This is a genomic window from Actinomycetospora sp. ABD4_176 (assembly GCF_056311855.1).
The window spans coordinates 3,536,648-3,554,155 of sequence record NZ_CM149974.1 but is presented as its reverse complement, the minus strand read 5'-3'; the positions used below and the strand labels follow the sequence as shown (position 1 = coordinate 3,554,155).

At 76.9% G+C, this 17,508-nt stretch carries 20 protein-coding genes; 13 read left to right on the top strand and 7 right to left on the bottom strand.

Annotated features, from left to right (window positions below; translation table 11 throughout):
• Positions 1 to 3 precede the first annotated feature (3 nt).
• From ACYX4T_RS17255 to ACYX4T_RS17245, 3 genes are all read right to left on the bottom strand, one after another.
• Entirely contained in the window at positions 4 to 1,044 is a 1,041-nt protein-coding gene (locus ACYX4T_RS17255) for an oxygenase MpaB family protein (RefSeq protein ID WP_476010528.1), read from the bottom strand.
• 101 nt (positions 1,045 to 1,145) lie between these two features.
• Positions 1,146 to 1,487, bottom strand: a complete 342-nt coding sequence (locus ACYX4T_RS17250; RefSeq protein ID WP_476010527.1) for a hypothetical protein — start codon at positions 1,485 to 1,487, stop codon at positions 1,146 to 1,148.
• 188 nt (positions 1,488 to 1,675) lie between these two features.
• On the bottom strand, positions 1,676 to 3,223 hold the full coding sequence (locus tag ACYX4T_RS17245) for a long-chain-fatty-acid--CoA ligase (RefSeq protein ID WP_476010526.1): 1,548 nt from the start codon (positions 3,221 to 3,223) through the stop codon (positions 1,676 to 1,678).
• A gap of 137 nt (positions 3,224 to 3,360) precedes the next feature.
• Here ACYX4T_RS17245 and ACYX4T_RS17240 point away from each other — a divergent pair, with 137 nt between their 5' ends.
• The gene (locus tag ACYX4T_RS17240; protein ID WP_476010525.1) at positions 3,361 to 4,188 is read left to right on the top strand and encodes an enoyl-CoA hydratase-related protein; all 828 of its coding nucleotides are present in this window, start codon (positions 3,361 to 3,363) and stop codon (positions 4,186 to 4,188) included.
• On the top strand, positions 4,185 to 5,336 hold the full coding sequence (locus tag ACYX4T_RS17235) for a TetR/AcrR family transcriptional regulator (RefSeq protein ID WP_476010524.1): 1,152 nt from the start codon (positions 4,185 to 4,187) through the stop codon (positions 5,334 to 5,336). The genes ACYX4T_RS17240 and ACYX4T_RS17235 overlap by 4 nt, the downstream gene beginning before the upstream one ends.
• A gap of 3 nt (positions 5,337 to 5,339) precedes the next feature.
• On the opposite strand, the gene ACYX4T_RS17230 is transcribed toward ACYX4T_RS17235, so the two are convergent.
• Positions 5,340 to 5,978, bottom strand: coding sequence for a LysE family translocator (locus tag ACYX4T_RS17230; RefSeq protein WP_476010523.1), 639 nt, complete (start codon positions 5,976 to 5,978; stop codon positions 5,340 to 5,342).
• A 219-nt stretch (positions 5,979 to 6,197) separates the two neighbouring features.
• Here ACYX4T_RS17230 and ACYX4T_RS17225 point away from each other — a divergent pair, with 219 nt between their 5' ends.
• The 3 genes from ACYX4T_RS17225 (at position 6,198) to ACYX4T_RS17215 (ending at position 8,494) form a co-directional block, all read left to right on the top strand.
• Positions 6,198 to 6,548, top strand: a complete 351-nt coding sequence (locus ACYX4T_RS17225) for a DUF3099 domain-containing protein (protein WP_476010522.1) — start codon at positions 6,198 to 6,200, stop codon at positions 6,546 to 6,548.
• Between the two features lie 7 nt (positions 6,549 to 6,555).
• Positions 6,556 to 7,950, top strand: a complete 1,395-nt coding sequence (locus tag ACYX4T_RS17220) for an MFS transporter (RefSeq protein ID WP_476010521.1) — start codon at positions 6,556 to 6,558, stop codon at positions 7,948 to 7,950.
• A 103-nt stretch (positions 7,951 to 8,053) separates the two neighbouring features.
• Entirely contained in the window at positions 8,054 to 8,494 is a 441-nt protein-coding gene (locus tag ACYX4T_RS17215; protein WP_476010520.1) for a hypothetical protein, read from the top strand.
• Here the strand turns inward: ACYX4T_RS17215 and ACYX4T_RS17210 are convergent.
• Positions 8,481 to 8,846 (bottom strand): nuclear transport factor 2 family protein, encoded by a 366-nt coding sequence (locus tag ACYX4T_RS17210; protein WP_476010519.1) that lies wholly within the window; start codon positions 8,844 to 8,846, stop codon positions 8,481 to 8,483. The genes ACYX4T_RS17215 and ACYX4T_RS17210 overlap by 14 nt on opposite strands.
• A gap of 95 nt (positions 8,847 to 8,941) precedes the next feature.
• Here ACYX4T_RS17210 and ACYX4T_RS17205 point away from each other — a divergent pair, with 95 nt between their 5' ends.
• Positions 8,942 to 9,409 (top strand): ATP-binding protein, encoded by a 468-nt coding sequence (locus ACYX4T_RS17205; protein ID WP_476010518.1) that lies wholly within the window; start codon positions 8,942 to 8,944, stop codon positions 9,407 to 9,409.
• Positions 9,410 to 9,798: 389 nt separating this feature from the next.
• On the opposite strand, the gene ACYX4T_RS17200 is transcribed toward ACYX4T_RS17205, so the two are convergent.
• Complete coding sequence (locus tag ACYX4T_RS17200; RefSeq protein ID WP_476010517.1) at positions 9,799 to 10,665, bottom strand: NmrA family NAD(P)-binding protein; 867 nt, start codon at positions 10,663 to 10,665, stop codon at positions 9,799 to 9,801.
• Between the two features lie 98 nt (positions 10,666 to 10,763).
• Between ACYX4T_RS17200 and ACYX4T_RS17195 the strand changes: the two genes are divergently transcribed.
• Positions 10,764 to 11,597: an alpha/beta fold hydrolase gene (locus ACYX4T_RS17195; protein WP_476010516.1), complete on the top strand. Its 834-nt coding sequence runs from the start codon at positions 10,764 to 10,766 to the stop codon at positions 11,595 to 11,597.
• A gap of 73 nt (positions 11,598 to 11,670) precedes the next feature.
• Here ACYX4T_RS17195 and ACYX4T_RS17190 read toward each other — a convergent pair whose 3' ends face one another.
• Complete coding sequence (locus ACYX4T_RS17190; RefSeq protein WP_476010515.1) at positions 11,671 to 12,075, bottom strand: RidA family protein; 405 nt, start codon at positions 12,073 to 12,075, stop codon at positions 11,671 to 11,673.
• Positions 12,076 to 12,146: 71 nt separating this feature from the next.
• Here ACYX4T_RS17190 and ACYX4T_RS17185 point away from each other — a divergent pair, with 71 nt between their 5' ends.
• The 6 genes from ACYX4T_RS17185 (at position 12,147) to ACYX4T_RS17160 (ending at position 17,454) form a co-directional block, all read left to right on the top strand.
• The gene (locus tag ACYX4T_RS17185; protein WP_476010514.1) at positions 12,147 to 12,749 is read left to right on the top strand and encodes a TetR/AcrR family transcriptional regulator; all 603 of its coding nucleotides are present in this window, start codon (positions 12,147 to 12,149) and stop codon (positions 12,747 to 12,749) included.
• An 11-nt stretch (positions 12,750 to 12,760) separates the two neighbouring features.
• Positions 12,761 to 14,158 carry an amidase gene (locus tag ACYX4T_RS17180; protein WP_476010513.1) on the top strand — a complete coding sequence of 466 codons (1,398 nt, stop codon included), beginning with the start codon at positions 12,761 to 12,763 and terminating at the stop codon, positions 14,156 to 14,158.
• Between the two features lie 188 nt (positions 14,159 to 14,346).
• Positions 14,347 to 15,303 carry an acyl-CoA dehydrogenase family protein gene (locus tag ACYX4T_RS17175; protein ID WP_476010512.1) on the top strand — a complete coding sequence of 319 codons (957 nt, stop codon included), beginning with the start codon at positions 14,347 to 14,349 and terminating at the stop codon, positions 15,301 to 15,303.
• Positions 15,300 to 16,043, top strand: coding sequence for a PIG-L deacetylase family protein (locus tag ACYX4T_RS17170; protein ID WP_476010511.1), 744 nt, complete (start codon positions 15,300 to 15,302; stop codon positions 16,041 to 16,043). The genes ACYX4T_RS17175 and ACYX4T_RS17170 overlap by 4 nt, the downstream gene beginning before the upstream one ends.
• Positions 16,040 to 16,648, top strand: coding sequence for a class I SAM-dependent methyltransferase (locus ACYX4T_RS17165; RefSeq protein WP_476010510.1), 609 nt, complete (start codon positions 16,040 to 16,042; stop codon positions 16,646 to 16,648). Before ACYX4T_RS17170 ends, ACYX4T_RS17165 begins: the two co-directional genes overlap by 4 nt.
• Positions 16,645 to 17,454, top strand: coding sequence for a glycosyltransferase family 2 protein (locus ACYX4T_RS17160; RefSeq protein ID WP_476010509.1), 810 nt, complete (start codon positions 16,645 to 16,647; stop codon positions 17,452 to 17,454). Before ACYX4T_RS17165 ends, ACYX4T_RS17160 begins: the two co-directional genes overlap by 4 nt.
• Positions 17,455 to 17,508 lie beyond the last annotated feature (54 nt).

The following is a 17,508-nucleotide window of genomic DNA, read 5'->3' as shown; positions in this document are numbered from 1 at the left end:
GCGCTAGGCGAAGTCGAGCAGCGGCTCGCGGTGGCCCGCCGGGTAGGGCGCCGGGCCCTGCCGACGGGCGCGGGCCTCGAGCAGCGCGGTGTACTGCTCGCGGGGCGTCGGGCCGTGCGCGGCGTAGGCCTCGGCCGGCGTCGACACCACGGGCCGGCGCGCGGGCGTGCCGCGCAGCACCGGCTCGAGCACCGGCACCGTGCGGGGCGAGGCCGCGCGCAGCACCGCGAGCTGCACCGCCGTGCTCCGCGCGACCAGGCGGATCACCGGCCGCGTCACGGCGATCGCGAGGGCGTCGACGACCCGGGGCTGCGGCGTGCCGCCGAGGCGGCGCATCCACCGGGGCAGCGTGGCCACGACCGCCCGGCGGGTCACGGCGGTGAACAGCCGCCGCAGCGGCGCCGGGAGTTCGGGCGGCAGCACGATCGCGTCGGCGTCGAGGAGGAAGTCCATCATCCGCTGGGCGTTCTCGGACGCGATGAGGCGCGGGCGGTAGGACGCGAAGTACGCGCGGATGCCGTCGCGGCTGCGCGGGACGTCGGCGGGGTCGATCGTCTGGAACTCCGCGGCGCGCGCACACTCCTCCCAGTACTGGGCCTCCTCGGCGGCGGACAGCTTGCCCGGCCCGAACACCTCGTAGGTGTAGAGGATCGAGTGCCACGCCGTGAGGTGGATCCACAGCTGGGAGTCGGGGTCGTTGGCGTCGTACTGCCGCCCGGTGACCGGGTCGGTGCCGACGGCCCGCGCGTGGATCTTCATCAGCGTGTCCGCGGCCGCCAGCACGGACGCGGTGTCGCCGAACTTGATCGTCGCGAAGTACTGCATCGTCCGGTCGTAGCGCAGCCGTGGACGGGCGACGACCTGCCCGGACTGCTCCACCGAGGCCAGCAGGAACGGGTCGAGCTCCTCGACGACCACGGCGCGCAGGAAGCCCAGCGCGAGCGAGGTCGGGTACGACCAGACCTTCCACGTCACCGATCCGGGCCCGAAGAACCCGTGGTCGGCGTGCTGCGCGCCCGTGCGCAGTGGCCGCACGACACCCATCGCGGACTCCCTCCGTCAGCCTGCGACGGAAGGTAACAGTTACCAGAGGTAGGGGATACGTCGTGTCCGCGAAAGTTCCGTGCGACCACCGCGTCGGGTGATCAGGCCGGGCGGGACGGCGTCCGCTCGTCGCGCTTGCGCAGGGCGATCGGCACGCCGGCCAGGTCCTCCTCGTTGCAGAGGACCTTCAGGTCGTAGTACGGCGAGCCCTTGGCGTCGTCGTAGTCGAGGTGGACGGCGATGACGTCGATGGGCTCGCCGAGCCACTGCTCGACCTCGCGCAGCCACGCCGCCGAGCGCTCGAGGGCACTCGGCAGGTCGTCGTCGAGGAACTGGACGGGGCGGTAGGGGACGCCCTGGATCTGGTCCCCGCCCGACGGCCTCGGGAGGGCGGCAGCCACGCCGAGGTCGTCGAGCTCCAGGTGGGTCGCGTTCTCGCTCACGCCGTCGAGCCTGGTGGGACGGCCCGGCGGCCGCAAGCGCGCCACCCCGGCGGCGCGGCGGCCGGGCGTCCGGAGCTCGTCGGCGGAGGGTGCGGGGGCTCGCAAGGGCGAAGATCAGCAGAACCCCACGCCCCGCACGCAGCCGCGCGAGGTGCGTGGCGTCCTCCTGAGCTTCCGGACGCGGGCCGTCAGGAGACGCCGCGGTCGCTCGCGGACCAGTGCTCGGCGCGCAGGTCGCGCTTGAGGATCTTCCCCGCGCCGGAGATGGGCAGGGCGTCGCGGAACTCCACCGAGCGCGGGGCCTTGTAGCCCGCGATGAGGCCCTTGACGTGCTCGCGCAGCGCGTCGACCGACGGGGCGGCGCCGGCCGCCGGCACGACCACCGCGTGCACGCGCTCGCCCCACTCGTCGTCGGGCACCCCGATCACCGCGCAGGACGCGACGTCGGGGTGCTTGGCCAGGGCGTTCTCGACCTCGACCGAGTACACGTTCTCCCCGCCCGACACGATCATGTCCTTGATCCGGTCGACGACGTAGACGTAGCCGTGCTCGTCCATGCGCCCGCCGTCGCCGGTGTGCATCCAGCCGCCGCGCAGCGCGGTGGCGGTCTCCTCGGGGCGGTTCCAGTAGCCGAGCATGACGTGCGGGCCGCGCGAGACGATCTCGCCGACCGTGCCGCGCGGGACCTCGCGGTCCTCCTCGTCGACGATCCGCACCTCGGCGTGCGGTGCCGCGCGCCCGGCCGAGCGCCGGAGGTGCTCGACGGCGTGGTCGGCGGGCTGGAGCAGGGTCGCGACCGGCGACAGCTCGGTCATCCCGTAGGCCTGCGTGAACTCGGCGGCCGGGAGGCGCTTCGCGGCGCGCTCGAGCACGGCCTCGGAGATCGGCGAGGCGCCGTAGATCAGGTGGCGCAGGCTCGTGAGGTCGGCGTCGGCGGCCTCCGGGGCGTCGACCAGCATCTGGATCATGGTCGGCACGAGCAGGACGTCGGTGACCTCGTGCTCCGCGATGGCCGACGCGACGCCCGCCGGGGTGAACATCGGGACGATCACGTGGGTGCCGCCGACGACGTTGCGCGCGCCCCACGCGGCGCCGTCCGCGAGGTGGAACATCGGCGCGGCGTGCAGGTAGCGCCCGCCCGGCGTCATGAACGACCCCGCGGCGGTGCTCCCGAGCGCCGACGCGAGGAGGTTCGCGTGGCTCAGGACGACGCCCTTCGGCGTGCCCGTCGTCCCGCCGGTGTAGTAGATGCCGTAGGGCTCGGCGCCGCCGCGGCGGGCGTCGTCGACCGGCTCGTGGCCGGCGACCAGGTCCTCGAAGCCCAGCATCCCGTCGGGCACCGCCCCGTCGCCGGCGTAGACCACCGTGCGGACCACCGGCGCCGCCTCGCGGATCGCGGGCACCGCCGGCGTGAACGCGTCGTCGACGACCAGGACCGCCGCGCCCGCGTCCTCCAGCGAGAACGCGATCTCCGCCGGGCTCCAGCGGATGTTCACCGGGGTGACGACGCCACCGGCCCACGGCACCGCGAACAGGTACTCGTGGAAGCGGTCGGAGTTCAGCGCGAGCATGGCCACCCGATCGCCGGCCCCGACGCCGAGCTCCTGCAGCGCGGCCGCCAGCCGGGCCACGCGGTCGCGGCACTCGGCCCAGGTCCGCACGCGCCCGCCGACGATCGTCGCGGGCAGGTCGGGCGTCTGCTGCGCCGCGCGGTGCAGCGCCTGGGTGATCTCCACGGCCGTCGCTCCTGGCTCGGTTGTCGCACGATGTGAACCGTGATTAGCTCCACCAACAGTGAAGCACGTCACTCCGGGCGGCGGAAGTGTCCGGTTCACGGTGCTCGCGCGGCACCGCAGGCGAGGAGGATGGGCACGTGCGAACGGTCGTTCACGACGGGACGGTCCATCGCGAGGTGTCCGACGGCGTCGCGGTGCTCGTGCTCGACCGGCCGCCCCGCAACGCGCTCACCCCCGGGTTCGCCGACGCCCTCGTCGCCGCGCTGGACGCGTGCGGGCAGGACGAGCGGGTGCGGGCGGTCGTGCTCACCGGTGCCGGCGGGGTGTTCAGCGCCGGCGCCGACCTCTCCGACGGGCCGGACGCGCTGCGGCGTCTCGTCGACGCCGACGGCGGCGAGCGGCCCGGCTACCGCGAGCCGGCGGGGCGGATCACGGCGGCGATGGGGCGGCTCGACGTCCCCGTGGTCGCGGCGCTGACCGGCGACGCCGTCGGCGGGGGAGCGACCGTCGCGCTCGGCGCCGACGTGCGCCTCGCCGCGACCGGGACGCGCGTCGGCTTCCCGTTCACGCGCCTGGGCGTCTCCCCGGAGGGCGCCTCGACCCACCATCTCCCGCGCGTCGTGGGCCCGGGTCGCGCGGCCGACTGGCTGCTCTCCGGCCGGCTGGTCGAGGCGCCCGAGGCCCTCGCCGCGGGGTTCCTCAGCGCCGTCCACCCGCCCGACGACGTCCTGCGGGTCGCGCGGGACTGGGCCGTCGAGGTCGCGCGGCGCACCTCACCGGCGGCCGTCGCCGCGACCCGGGCGCTGCTGCGCGCCGCCCCGGCCGACCACGACACCGCGGCGGCGGCCGAGTCCCGCACGCTCGTCGAGCTCGTCCGGGGCCCGGACTGCGCCGAGGGCATCGCCGCCTTCCTCGAGCGCCGCCCGCCCCGCTTCGCGCCGCGGTCCGTCGGGGGCGATCCGTGACCGCGCCGGTGCGCCGGCGGCCGCGGGACCGGCGCGCGCAGATCCTCGCCGCCGCCGCGGCCCGGTTCTGGTCGGAGGGCTACCACCGGGTCGGCATGGCGGACGTCGCGACGGCGGTCGGCATCGCCCCGAGCGCGCTCTACCGGCACGTCCGCGGGAAGCAGGAGCTGCTGCTCGCGATCCTCGACGAGCACCTCACGCGGATCGAGGGCCTGGTCGCCGGGTCCGTCGCGGCCCCCGACGGCGACCTCGTCGACGGCCTCGCGGCCCTGGCCCTGGAGCGCCGCGAGTTCGGGCTGCTCTGGGAGCGCGAGGCCGGGCACCTGCCCGCCGAGGCGAGCCGCGCGATCCGCCACCGCCTGCGCGGGGTGGCCGGAGCGCTGGCGGTCGCCGCGCCCGCCCCCACCGACGCGGCGGACCTCCGGTCGTGGGCGGCGCTGTCGGTGCTCGACAGCCCGTCGCACCACCGCTGGGTCCTCGACGGCGACCGCTTCGGCGCGCTGCTGGCGGGTGCGGCCCGGGCGGTGCTGACGGCGTCCCTGCCGCCGGCGACCGGCGCGTCCGCGGCGCCGGAGCGCTCCGCCGGCCTCGTGCCCGCGTCGCGGCGCGAGGCGCTGCTCGCCGCGGCCACGCGACTGTTCGGGGAGCAGGGCTACCCGGCGGTGGGGCTCGCCGAGATCGGCGCGGCGGCCGGCATCGCCGGCCCGAGCGTCTACCGGTACTTCGCCACGAAGACCGACCTGCTCCTCGCCGCCCTGCACCGCGGCAACGAGGTGCTCTGGCTCGGCCTGCACCACGCCCTCGCGGGCGCCGACGACGCCGGCGACGCCCTCGCGCGCCTCGCCGCCGACTACACGTCCTTCGTCGCCGAGAACCCCGAGCTGATCAGCGTGCTGGTCTCGCAGACGATCCACCTGCCCGCGCCCCACCGCGACGACCTGCGCCGTTCGCAGCGCGCCTACCTCGCCGAGTGGGTCGCGCTGCTGGTCGCCGCGCGCCCGGACCTGCCGGCGGACGAGGCGCGGGTGCTCGTCCACGCCGCGCTCGCGCTGGTCAACGGCCTGGGGCGCGTCCACCACCTCGCGGTCGAGCCCGGGGCCCGCGCGCGCACGGCGGCGCTGGCGGGAGCGGTGCTCGGGGCAACCTGATCGTCAGGCCGCCCGGGACGTCGTCGCGAGGCCGGCGCCGAGCCCGATCATCGCGACGCCGCCCGCCCCGCCGAGCACCGAGAGCCGTCGCGGCGACCGGGCGAACCACGCGCGGGCCGTCCCGGCGCCGAGCGCCCAGGCGCTGTCGAACGTCAGCCCGATCGAGGTCATGACGACGCCGAGCACGACGATCTGCGGGAGCGCCGGCTGCGCCGGGTTGACGAACTGCGGCAGGAACGCGACGAGGAAGAGCGCGCTCTTGGGGTTGAGCAGCCCGACGACGAGGCCGTCGAGGGTCGAGCGCCACCAGCCGGGCAGGGCCGGGGTGGCGCGGGGCGTCGCGAGGGCGGCGGCGGTGCCGTGCCGGTGGCGGATGGCGCCGATCCCGAGGACGACGAGGTACGCGGCGCCGGCGAACTTGACGACGGTGAACGCCAGGGCCGAGCGCTCGATCACCGCCCCGAGTCCGACGCCGACGGCGAGCACCTGGAGCCCGATGCCCAGCGAGTTGCCGAGCACCGAGCACAGCGCCCGCCGCCGCCCGGCCGCGAGCGCGCGCCCGACCGCGAACACCACGCTCGGGCCCGGGATGACGATGACGATCGCGCAGGCGACGACGAAGGCGAGCAGGCGATCGGGCACGGCGGCAGCCTCGCTCGCCCGGCGCCGCCCGGTCCAGCGGTTTCGGGTGCGCTCACGTGCCCGGAGGGCACCGGGTGACGGGAGCCACCGGCCGCGGGCGGGGCCGACCGGATGTGGGTGGGGACCCGCGGTGTTGAACAGGATGCCGGTCCGAAACCGCGCCGAGATCGACGCGAGCGGGACCGCGTTCCGGACATCGGGGTCCGGAGAGGAGCCGTCGTGCGACGTCGCGAGACCAGTCCAGTCCTGATCACCGGTGCGGCCGTCTCCCCCGCGGAGGAGTTCGCGGCCCGCAAGCGCCGCTACTCCCTGATCATGTCGCTGCGCATCCCGTGCCTCGTCGTCGCCGGGGTGCTGGCCATCGGGTTCGGGTGGACGATCGCCGCCGCGGTGCTCGTGGCCCTGTCGGTGCCGCTGCCCTGGGTGGCCGTGCTCATCGCCAACGACGGCCCGCCGCGCAAGGCCGAGAAGGTCGCGCGCTACCGCAGCGACCGCGTCCTCGAGACCCGCGAGACCCGGGCGCTCGAGGCCGGGCAGGTCATCGACGTGCCCACCGACCGCGCGGCCTGAGCGGGTCGTGGGCGAGGCGGGGTCCTGGGCGCAGCTGCTGACACGCGAGCACCGCGGTGCGGTCGGGGTGCTCGCGGGCGGCACGCTGATGTTCGCGATCGACACCTACGTGACCGCGAGCCTCCTGCCCTCCGCCGTCGCCGAGATCGGCGGCCAGGCCTTCTACGCCTGGCCGACCACCCTCTTCCTGCTCGCGGCCGTGGTCGCGTCCTCGCTGACCAGCCGCGTGCTCGCCACCGTGTCCCCGGGCCGCGCCTACCTCGTCGCGCTCGCCGTCTTCGCGGTCGGGGCGCTCGTCGACGCCGTCGCCCCGTCGATGGCGGTCCTCCTGCTCGGGCGCGTCGTGCAGGGGGCGGGCGGCGGCCTGCTCGCCGGCATGGGCTACGCGCTCATCCGCATCGCCCTGCCCCGCACGCTCTGGACGCGCGGCAGCGCGGTGATCGCGGCGATGTGGGGCGTCGCGCTGATCGTCGGCCCCGGGCTCGGGGGCCTGCTCGCCGAGGTCGGCCTGTGGCGCTGGGCGTTCGGCGCGCTCGTCGTCGGCAGTCTGGTGATCGCCGCCATCGTCCCCGCGGCCCTGCACCGCGCGCGGGCGAGGACGTCGCCGGGGCCGTTCCCGGTCGGCTCGGTGCTGCTGGTCGGCGCGGCCGCGGCGGTGCTGTCGGTCGCGGGCCTCGCCGCCGACGTGCTGGCCGCGGGCGTCGGGCTGCTCGTCGCCGCCGTGCTGCTCGTGGGGTTCGTCGTCCACGAGCAGCGGACGAGCGCGGCGGTTCTCCCGCGCGCCACCTTCCGGCCCGGCTCGCCGCTGCGCTGGATCTACGGGCTGAGCGCGGTGCTCGTCGGCGTCTCCGGGCTCGAGGCGTTCGTGCCCCTCGTGGGCCAGCGGGTCGCGGGCCTCACGCCGGTCACCGCCGGCTTCCTCGGCGTCGCGCTGGGCGCGGGCTGGGTGCTCGGCGAGATGGTCAGCGCCTCCGCGCGCCGCCCGCGTCCCCGGGTCCTCGTCGGGCCCGCGCTGCTCGCCGGGGGCACGGTGCTGGTCGCGGTCACGCTGCTCACGCTCGAGGGCCCGGTCGCCGCGGTGCTCTGGGCCGTCGGGCTCGTCGCGGGCGGCCTGGGGATCGGTACCGCCTGGCCGCACCTGGCCGCCGCTGCGATCGGGGGTGCCGAGCCCGAAGAGAGCCCCGCGGAGCAGGACGAGGGCGAGGCCGACAAGGCCTCCGCCGCCGTCACGACCGTCCAGATGCTCGCAGTCTCCGTCGGCACCGCGCTCGGCGGCGCGGGCCTCGCCCTCGGCGGTGCGGACCCCCTCGCCTCCGCGCGCTGGCTGTTCGCGACGTTCGCGGTCGTGGCGGTCCTCGGCGCGCTCACCGCGCGTCCGGCGGCCCGCGGCGTCGGGCGTTAGCGCAGGATCTCCACGAGCAGCACCCACGCGTTGACGAGGCCACCGAACAGGGCGAGCGCCACCGCGGCCGGGAGCCAGTAGAGCCCGCCGAGGGATCGATCCGGTGAGCAGCCCGATCGCGGCGAGCACGGGCGCGACGACCACCACCACCGACGGGAGCACGGTCGTCGCGGCCCACGACGGGACCGGATGCTCGGGGGCCCGGGCGCCGGGCCGCGCGAGCCGTGCCAGCCCGGGCGCGACGACCGCGGCGATCAGCATCAGCTCGATCGCGAGCGCGACGTCCGGCTGCCCGGGCACCAGGAGCGCCAGCGAGAAGAACACCGGCAGCGCGAGCAGGACGAGGGCCTGCGCGGCGCGTCCGGCGATGCCCCCGGCGAGGATCGTCTGGATGTTGATCGACACGGCGACGAACAGCAGGCCCGCGAGCGCGGCCGCCGCCCCGGCCATGCCGGCGGCGAAGTCGGACCACGGCTCGGCGTCGTACGCGGCGTCCACGGCGCGCAGTCTGCTCGGCGCGATCCGCCCGGTCACGTCCCGGTGAGCTGCTCCCGCATCGCCGCCGCCACGGCCTGCAGCGCCGACAGCGGCCGGATCATCACGGTCAGCCGGTCGATCGCCCCGCTCGGGTCGTGGTGGAGCAGGTCGATGCCCTCGAGCTCGCGGTCGCCGACGTGCGCGCGGAAGACGAGCAGGTGGTCGTCGCCGTCGTCCATCTCCGCGACGTAGCGGAAGTCCTCGAACACCGTCGCGACCGCGTGCAGGATCGGCGCCACGGCCTCGCGGCCCTGGTAGGGGCGGTGCACGACCGGGCTGTGGAACTCCACCTCGTCGGCGAGGAGCGCGACGGCGGCGGCCATGTCGCCGCTCTCGACGGCGGCGCGGAAGGTGGTCACGTGGTCCCCGAGATCGTGTAGAACGTGAACGGCCGAGTGCTGTGGGTCTCCTGCGGGCACACCCTAGGGGCCGGCAGCGTCGGGGGGAGGGCGTGGTGAACGAGCCCGTGGTCGAGTCCGAGGCCGAGTCCGAGGCCGAGGCCGCGGCGGAGATCGAGGCCGAGGAGCTGTTGCAGCTCGAGGCGCCCGCCGCCCCGGAGCACGTCGGGCGCCTGCGCCGCGCGGCACGCCGCTGGCTGCGCGAGGTGCTCGGTGACGACGACACCGTCGACAACCTCACCCTGGCCGTCAGCGAGGCGCTCGAGAACGCCGTCGAGCACGCCTACGCCGACCGTGACGAGCCCGGCACCATGACCCTCGCGGCCGGCCGCGACCCCGCGGACCCCCGCGTCCTCGTCGTCACCGTCGCCGACACCGGCCGCTGGCGCGCGCCGGCCGAGCGGGCGAGCTACCGCGGCCGCGGTCTGACGATGATCGAGCAGCTCGTCGACGGCTACACCGTGGACCCCGGGCCGACCGGCACCACGGTGACGCTGCGCCACGCGGAGCCGCGGGCCTCCTAGCGTGCCGCCCGCGCGCCGCGCGACGTCGAGCGGTGGTCCGTCGGCCGTGGCGTGCGGGTGCCGCGGGACGATGCCGACCGCGGGGCCGGCGGTGTGGCGGGCCGTGTGGGGGAGGTCGTCGGCGGTTCGACGAGCCCCAGGGCCGAGTCCGGGATGAGGGCCAGCTCCCGATTCTTGATCATGTCTGCCCCTTTCCTGCGGCCCGGACGCTCTGGCGGCCCGGGCGCCTACCCCCAGTGAACGCGGTCACGGGCTGTGGGACTCCGTGGCGGGCGACCGGATCGATCAGGCGGCGACATCCCGGCGGCAGATGGTCGAGCAGCGCCGACGAACGGCCCACCGGCGGCGGTCGCGCGCCCGGCCGGCCTCCCACCCGGCCCCGCACCCCCTCAGACGAGGGGCCGCAGGTGCGCGTGGGCCCAGCCGGCGAGGGTGCCCGGCGTGGTGGTCAGCGCGGTGCGGGGCTGCTCGGGCACGAAGCCCTCGCGCGTCCCCGCGGCCATCCCGACGATCGCCTCGACCTGGACCTCCGCCAGCCCGACCGCGCGCAGCCCGGCGCGCACCTCGTCGTCGGTCTGCTGCTCGGCGCGCACCGGCCGCCCGAGCACCGCGGTGAGGACCTCCGCGACCTCGCGGAACGAGAGGTCGCGCGGACCGTGGACGGCCTGCGCCCCGCGCGCCGTCCACGGCGCGAGCAGGCGGGCCGCGGCGACCTCGGCGATGTCGCGCGGGTCGACCCAGGGCTGGGGCAGATCGAGCGGCAGCGTGGTGCGCAGGACGCCGGCGCGCAGCCCGTCGAGGTCGAGCTCGAGGTTGGAGAAGAAGTAGCCGGGGCGCAGGTGCAGCACCGGGGCGCCGGTGGCGTCGAGGGCCTCCTCGACGCGGGCGAGGCCGTCGATCTCGCCGGCTCCGTTCCGCTTCTCCGCCCCGATGCTCGACAGGAACACGGTGCGGGCGATGCCGTTCTCGACGACCGCGCGCGCCACGTGGGCGCCCCGCCGGGCGTGGGCGGCGACGGGATCGCCGTCGTGCGCCGTCGGGCTCACCCACAGCAGGGCCTCGACCCCGCGGGTGGCGGCGACGACGGCGTCGCCGTCGTCCTGGTCGCAGCGCACGGCTTCGACGTGCCCGGACCACGCGGGCTCGAGGGCGGCAGGGTCGCGCAGGAGCAGCCGCGGCCGGACCCCGGCCGCGACGAGGATCCGCAGTACGTGGGACCCGACGTGCCCCCGCGGGGTGGTGATCGCGATGGTCATGGCGCCACCCTGACGCGGGGGACCGACAGTGCCGGGAATGCACGCGTCGGTAGGTCAGTTGCGACCGATTGCATCGCCCACGATGGAAGGACTGTGACATGCCCACGCTCACCGTCGCGAACGAGAACGGCAGCCCGGTCGACCTGTACTACGAGGACCACGGGGCCGGCCGCCCCGTCGTGCTCATCCACGGCTGGCCGCTGTCCGGCCGCTCCTGGGAGAAGCAGGTCCCGGCCCTCGTCGACGCCGGTCACCGCGTCGTGACCTACGACCGCCGGGGCTTCGGCTCGTCGTCACAGCCGTGGACCGGTTACGACTACGACACCTTCGCCGCCGACCTCGATGCCCTGCTGCGTCACCTCGACCTGCGCGACGTGACGCTGGTCGGCTTCTCCATGGGTGGCGGCGAGGTCGCGCGCTACCTCGGTCGCTACGGCAGCGAGCGCGTCGCGCAGGCCGTGTTCGCCGGCGCCGTGCCGCCGTACCTGTACAAGACCGACGACAACCCCGACGGCGGCCTCGACGACGCCACCATCCAGGGCTTCCTCGACGGTGTGACCGGCGACCGCGTGGCGTTCCTCGACGGCTTCGTCACGAACTTCTTCGCCGCCGGCGGCCGCACCGACCTCATCAGCGAGCCCTCGCGGCTCTACCACCGCGAGATCGCCGAGTTCGCGTCGCCGAAGGGCACGCTGGAGTGCATCAAGGCCTTCAGCTACACCGACTTCCGCGACGACCTCGGGAAGATCGACGTCCCGACGCTGGTCATCCACGGCGACTCGGACGCGATCGTGCCCTTCGAGGTCTCGGGCAAGCGCACCGCCGAGGCCGTCAAGGACAGCCGCACCGTCGTCGTCGAGGGCGGCCCGCACGGCTTCAACGCCACCCACGCCGAGGAGTTCAACCGCGCCCTGCTCGAGTTCGTGGGCTAGGTGCCCCTGCGGGCAGGTGAGCAGAAAAGAAGGGCTCCAGCACTTCTTTCTGCTCACCTGCGCGGAGCGCACCTCACGGGAGGACGGCCGTCGCCTCGACCTCGACGAGGAGGTCGGGCTCGCCGAGCGCGGTGACCCCGATCAGCGTGATGGCCGGCGTCGCCTGGCCCAGGTCGGCGGCGGCGCGCATCGCGCCCTCGCCGAACGCGCCCATCTTCTCCGGTGTCAGGTCGACGACGTAGACGGTCATCTTCGCGACGTCGGCGAACGTGGCCCCGACGGCGGCGAGGCCGGTGGCGACGTTGCGGTACGCCTGCTCGGTCTGGGCGGCGAGGTCGCCGGGGCCGACGGGCGTGCCGTCGGCGGTGCGCGCGACCTGGCCGGACAGGTAGACGGTGCGCGAGCCCGACGCGACGGCGACCTGGCGGTAGACGTCGGGCGCGGGCAGGCCGGCCGGGTTGAGCAGCTCGACGGTCACGGTGTCCTCCTGGAGCGCTATAACGTTGTTATGACTCGCTAGGTATAACAGGGTGATGGGACACTCGGCAAGTGCCCCGCTCGCCCGATCCCGCCGTGCGCACCGCCCTCGTCGAGCAGGCGGCGGCGATGCTCGTCGCCCGCGAGCCGGTGACCCTGCGCGCGCTCGCGACCCGGGTCGGGACGTCGACGATGGCGGTGTACACGCACTTCGACGGCATCGCGGGGCTCTGGGCGGCGGTCCGCCAGGAGGGGTTCGGGCGGCTCGCGACGCGGCTGGCGGACGTCGCGCCCACCGACGACCCCGTGCGTGACCTCGCCGCCCTCGGCGCCGCGTACGCCGCCCACGCCCTGGCGCACCCGGCGCTCTACCGGGCGATGTTCGACGCGGCTGCCGACCTGCCCGACCCGGAGGCGGCCGGGGCGGCGTTCACGGTGCTGGTCGACGCCGCGGCCCGGGCGCGCGACGCCGGGCGGATCGACGCCGATCCCCTCGCCGTCGCCACCCGGCAGTGGGCCGCGGGGCACGGGCTGATCCTGCTCGTGATCTCCGACGTGCTGCCCCGCGCGGCCCTCGCCGAGCACGCCCCGCCGCTGCTCACCGCGATCGTCTCCGCCGCGGGCGACGACCCCGGACGCTGCGCGGCGTCGGTGCGGGCGGGCTGGTCGGGCTAGGTTGCCGACCCGTGGACGCCGCCGCCCTCGTCACCCAGACCCCGCTCGTCCAGGCCGCCGCGCTGCGCGCCGGAACGGTGAGCGCCGTGGCGCTCGCGGAGGCGACGCTGCAGGCCGCGCGCGCCCTCGACGCCCGGGTCAACGCCTTCGCCGAGCTCGACGAGGACGGCGCGCACGCCGCGGCCGCCGAGGCCGACCGGCGGCGCGCCGCCGGCGAGGACGGCCCGCTGCTCGGCGTGCCGATCGCGCTCAAGGACGACCTCGACGCCGCCGGCCACGTGACGTCCTGGGGCACGCGGGCGCGCACCACCCCGGCCGCCGCCGACGGCACCGTGGTCACGACGCTGCGCGCGGCGGGCCTGGTGCCGATCGGGCGCACCACCCTGCCCGAGCTCGCGCTCTACGGGTTCACCGAGTCCGAGCGCTTCGGCGTCACCCGCAACCCGGTCGACCCGACCCGAACCTCCGGCGGCTCGTCGGGCGGATCGGCGGCGGCGGTCGCGGGCGGCGCGGTCGGGATCGCCACCGCCAGCGACGGGGCCGGCTCGATCCGCATCCCCGCGGCCTGCTGCGGGCTCGTCGGGATCAAGCCGGGCGCCGGGCGCACCCCGGGCGGCGGGTGGAACGGCCTGTCGGTCCAGGGCTGCCTGACGCGGCGCGTCGCCGACTCCGCGACCTACCTCGACCTGCTCGGCGACTTCCCCACCCCGCTCGCGGCCGCCGCGGCCCAGGAGCCGCCGGCGCTGCGCATCGGCGTCGACCTCGCCTCGCCCGTCGCCCCGGCACTGCCCCTGGACCCCGAGCTCGCCGCCGCCGTGCGCCGCACCGCCGACGCGCTCGCCGACCTCGGGCACGAGGTCCGCGACGTCCGGGTGCGCTACGGCGCCGCGCCCGCCGGGTTCGTCGCCCGCATGCTGCACGGCCTCGCGACGGCCGCGGGCGAGGTCGACGACCCGGCGCTGCTCGAGGCCCGCACCCGCGAGGTCGCGGCGATCGGGCGCCGCATCCCGGACGCCGCGATCGGCCGGGCGCGCCGCCAGGGCGAGGCGCGGGGCCGGCGGGTCCACGCCGACCTCGGGGTCGACGTCCTGCTCACCCCGCCCGCGCGCGGGCCGGCCGCGCCCGTCGGGCAGTGGGCGGGCCGGCGCGGGCTGCCGACGATGCTCGCGCTCGCCCGGCACTACGCGCACACGCCCGCCGCGAACCACCTCGGGCTCCCGGCGGCCGTGGTGCCGGTCGGGCACACCCGGGCGGGGCTCCCGCTGGCCGTCCAGTGCCTCGTCCCGCCCGGGCAGGACGCGCGGCTGGTGTCGCTCGCGGCGCAGGTGGAGCGCGCCGTGGAGCACGGGGCCGAGCACGGGGCCGAGCACACCGCGTCGCGGCCGGGGCCGGGCGTGGATCACGGGTGAGCCCGTCGGACGCCGGGTAGTCCCGGCCCGGTCCGTCGAGCCGCGGGCGCCGCCGAGGGCGGGGCCCGCCCTCCGTCCCGGGGTCCAGCCCCGCGCTCCGGGACGTCGCCGTCACGGCGGTCAGGTCCGACTGTGCCCGACTGCGCCCGACTGCGCCCGCCGCTGCCGCCGGCCCCCGAGGAGAGCCCGTGACGCCCTTCGACGCGCTCCGGCCCGTCCTCGCCCGGTTCACGACGTCGCCCTCGCCCCGCGGCGACGGGCGCACCCGGCACAACCTCGGCGTGCTCGCCGCCGCAGCCACCCAGGACCTCGACGTCGCGCGCCTCGCCGAGGCCCACCTGGACGCGCTGACGATCCTCGCCGAGCTCGACGGCCCGCCCGCCCCGCCGGACTCGTGCTGGGGCGTCTGGGCCGCCGAGCCGCCGGGCGTCGAGGTCCGCGCGCGCCGCGAGGGCGACGCCTGGTGCCTGGCCGGGCAGAAGCCCTTCTGCTCGGGCGCGGCGGGACCGTGCACCCACGCGCTGGTCACCGGGCACGCCGACGACGGCCGGCGGCTCTTCGCGATCGACCTCGCCGCGCCCGGGATCGAGGTCCGCGCGGGCGAGTGGCAGGCGCTGGGCATGCGCGGCAGCGCCGCGGCCACGGTCGACCTCACCGACGTCCCCGCCGTCGAGGTCGGCGGTGCGGAGGCCTATCTCGCACGCCCCGGGTTCTGGCACGGCGCGATCGCCGTGGCCGCCGCCTGGTACGGCGGCGCGGTCGGCGTGTCCGCGCCGCTGCGCCGCGCCGGGCGCGAGGGGCGGCTCGACGACCACGGCCTCGCGCACCTCGGCGCCGTCGACGCCGACCTCGCCGCCGCCCGGATGCTGCTGCGTGCCGCCGCCGCGGCCCTCGACGACGAGCCGCCCGGATCGTGGAGCGAGGAGCGGCGCCGGGCCCTGCGGGTGCGCGCGGTCGCCGAGACGGCCGTCGAGAGCGCGCTGCGCCGCACCGGGCGCGCCCTCGGCCCCGGCCCGCAGGCCCGCGACGCCGAGCACGCCCGCCGGGTCGCCGACCTCGAGGTCTACGTGCGCCAGAGCCACGCCGAGCGGGACCTGGCGACCCTCGGTGAGCTGGTCACCGACGACCGGGACCTCCTGCCGTGAGCGGCCCGTCGCTGAAGGGCCACGGGACGCCCGAGGACGTGTGGTGGGGCCCGGGCGGGCTGGGCACGGTGCCGGCCCGCGACCCGCTCGCCGTGCGCCCGCCCGGCCGGGTCGTCGTCGTCGCCCCGCACCCCGACGACGAGGTGCTCGGCGTCGGCGGCTCGCTGGCGGTGTGGGCGGCGCACGGCACGCCGCTGCTGGTCGTCGCGGTGACCGACGGGGAGGGCTCGCACCCCGGCAGCCCCACGCTCGCGCCCGCCGAGCTCGCCGAGCGGCGCGCCGAGGAGCGCCGCGCCGCGCTCGCGGTGCTCGGCGTCGAGGCCGCGGTCGACCGGCTCCGGCTCCCCGACGCCGCCGTCGTCGCCGACGACGTCACCGAGCGCCTCGTCCCCGTGCTCGACCCCGGCGACACCGTCCTCGTGCCCGTCGCCGGCGACGGCCATCCCGACCACGACGCCACCGCCCACGGCGGGGCCGCCGCCGCGGCGCAGGTCGGGGCCGCGTGCTGGCGCTACCCGGTGTGGCTGTGGCACTGGGCTCGCCCGGGCGACGTCACGCTCGAGGGCGCGCGGCGCCTGCAACTGCCCGGTACCGCGGTCGGCGCGAAGGGCGCGGCCATCGACCGGTTCACCACGCAGGTCGCGGCGCTGTCCGACGACCCGCGCGACGCCGCCGTCCTGTCGCCCGAGGTGCTGGCGCGCTTCCGGCGCGACGTCGAGATCGTCTGGGGGCCCGCGTGAGCCTGTCGTCCGAGTACTTCGACGAGCTCTACGCCGCCGACGCCGACCCGTGGGGCATCGAGCGCGGCTGGTACGAGGAGCGCAAGCGCGCGGTCGTGCTCGCCGCCCTGCCCCGTCCCCGCTACGCGCGGGCGTTCGAGCCCGGCTGCGCGGGCGGGGCCCTGTCGGTGCCGCTGGCCGCGCGCTGCGACGAGCTCGTCTGCTGGGACCCCGCGCAGCGCGCCGTCGACGCGACCCGGGCCCGGCTCGCCGACCGGCCGCACGTCCGCGTCGAGCAGGGCGCGCTGCCCCCACGGACGCCGGACGGGACGTTCGACCTGGTCGTGGCCTCCGAGGTCGTCTACTACCTCGACGACGCCGACCGTGCCGCGTTCTGGGACGCCGTGACCGGGTGCCTGCGCCCGGGCGGCCACCTGCTCGCCGTGCACTGGCTGCGGGAGGCGCCGGAGTACCCGGTCGAGGGCGGCGCGGTGCACGACGAGCTCGCCGACCGACCCGGGCTCGCCCGCGTCGTCCGCCACGACGAGGCCGACTTCCGCCTCGAGGTGTACGCGCGGACGCCCCCGGAGGCGCGGTCGGTGGCCCAGGAGACGGGCCTGCGGTGAGCCTGCCCCTGATCGGCGCCGTGGTGCCCGCCCACGACGAGGAGGCGCTGCTGGCCGACTGCCTCGACGGCCTGCGCGTGGCCGCCGGTGCGGTGGCCGGCCGCGCCCGGGTGCGCGTGCTCGTCGTCGCCGACGCCTGCACCGACGGCACCGCCGAGGTCGCCCGGGCGGGCGGGGCGGACGTGCTGCTGCTCGGCGCGCGCAACGTCGGGCGCGCGCGGGCGGCGGGGGCGGCCGCGCTGCTCTCGTCGCGCGAGCCCGCGGGGTGGCTGGCGACGACCGATGCGGACTCGGTGGTGCCGCGGGACTGGTTCGGCGCGCAGCTCCGGGCGTGGGCGGCGGGCGCCGGGGCGTGGGTCGGCACCGTCGAGGTCCTGGACTGGGCGGGCCTCCCGCAGGCGGTCCACGTGCGCTACCGCGCGCAGTACGACGACCACGGTGCGGGCGGCGCGGGCGGCGCGGGCGGCGCGGGCGGGGGGGGCGATGCGCACCGCCACGTGCACGGCGCGAGCCTCGGCGTCGCCGCGGGCGCCTACCGCGCGGTCGGGGGCTTCCCCCCGTTCGCCACCGGGGAGGACGTGGCCCTCGTGGCGCGCCTGGACCGGGCGGGGCTGCCCGTCGTCCGCGACGAGGCGCATCCCGTCGCGACGAGCGCCCGCACCGACGGCCGTGCCCCCGACGGGTTCGCCGGCCACTTGCGCGGGATCGTCCGGAGTGTGTTCACCACGCCATCGGGTAGTCCCCTCGCGACTCCGCGCCCGGAAACGTGGCACGGTGGCAGCGGCCCGGCGGCGCGCATCTCCTGACGCGGCGCCGGCCGTGACCCGACGATCCCTCGACCCGACCGCTCGAGCCCGGGG

What these genes read in the sequence shown, in the direction of transcription:
- ACYX4T_RS17255 (WP_476010528.1), bottom strand. Translation starts at nt 1,044, where the DNA reads ATGGGTGTCGTGCGGCCACTGCGCACGGGCGCGCAGCACGCCGACCAC.
- ACYX4T_RS17200 (WP_476010517.1), bottom strand. Translation starts at nt 10,665, where the DNA reads ATGACCATCGCGATCACCACCCCGCGGGGGCACGTCGGGTCCCACGTA.
- ACYX4T_RS17195 (WP_476010516.1), top strand. Translation starts at nt 10,764, where the DNA reads ATGCCCACGCTCACCGTCGCGAACGAGAACGGCAGCCCGGTCGACCTG.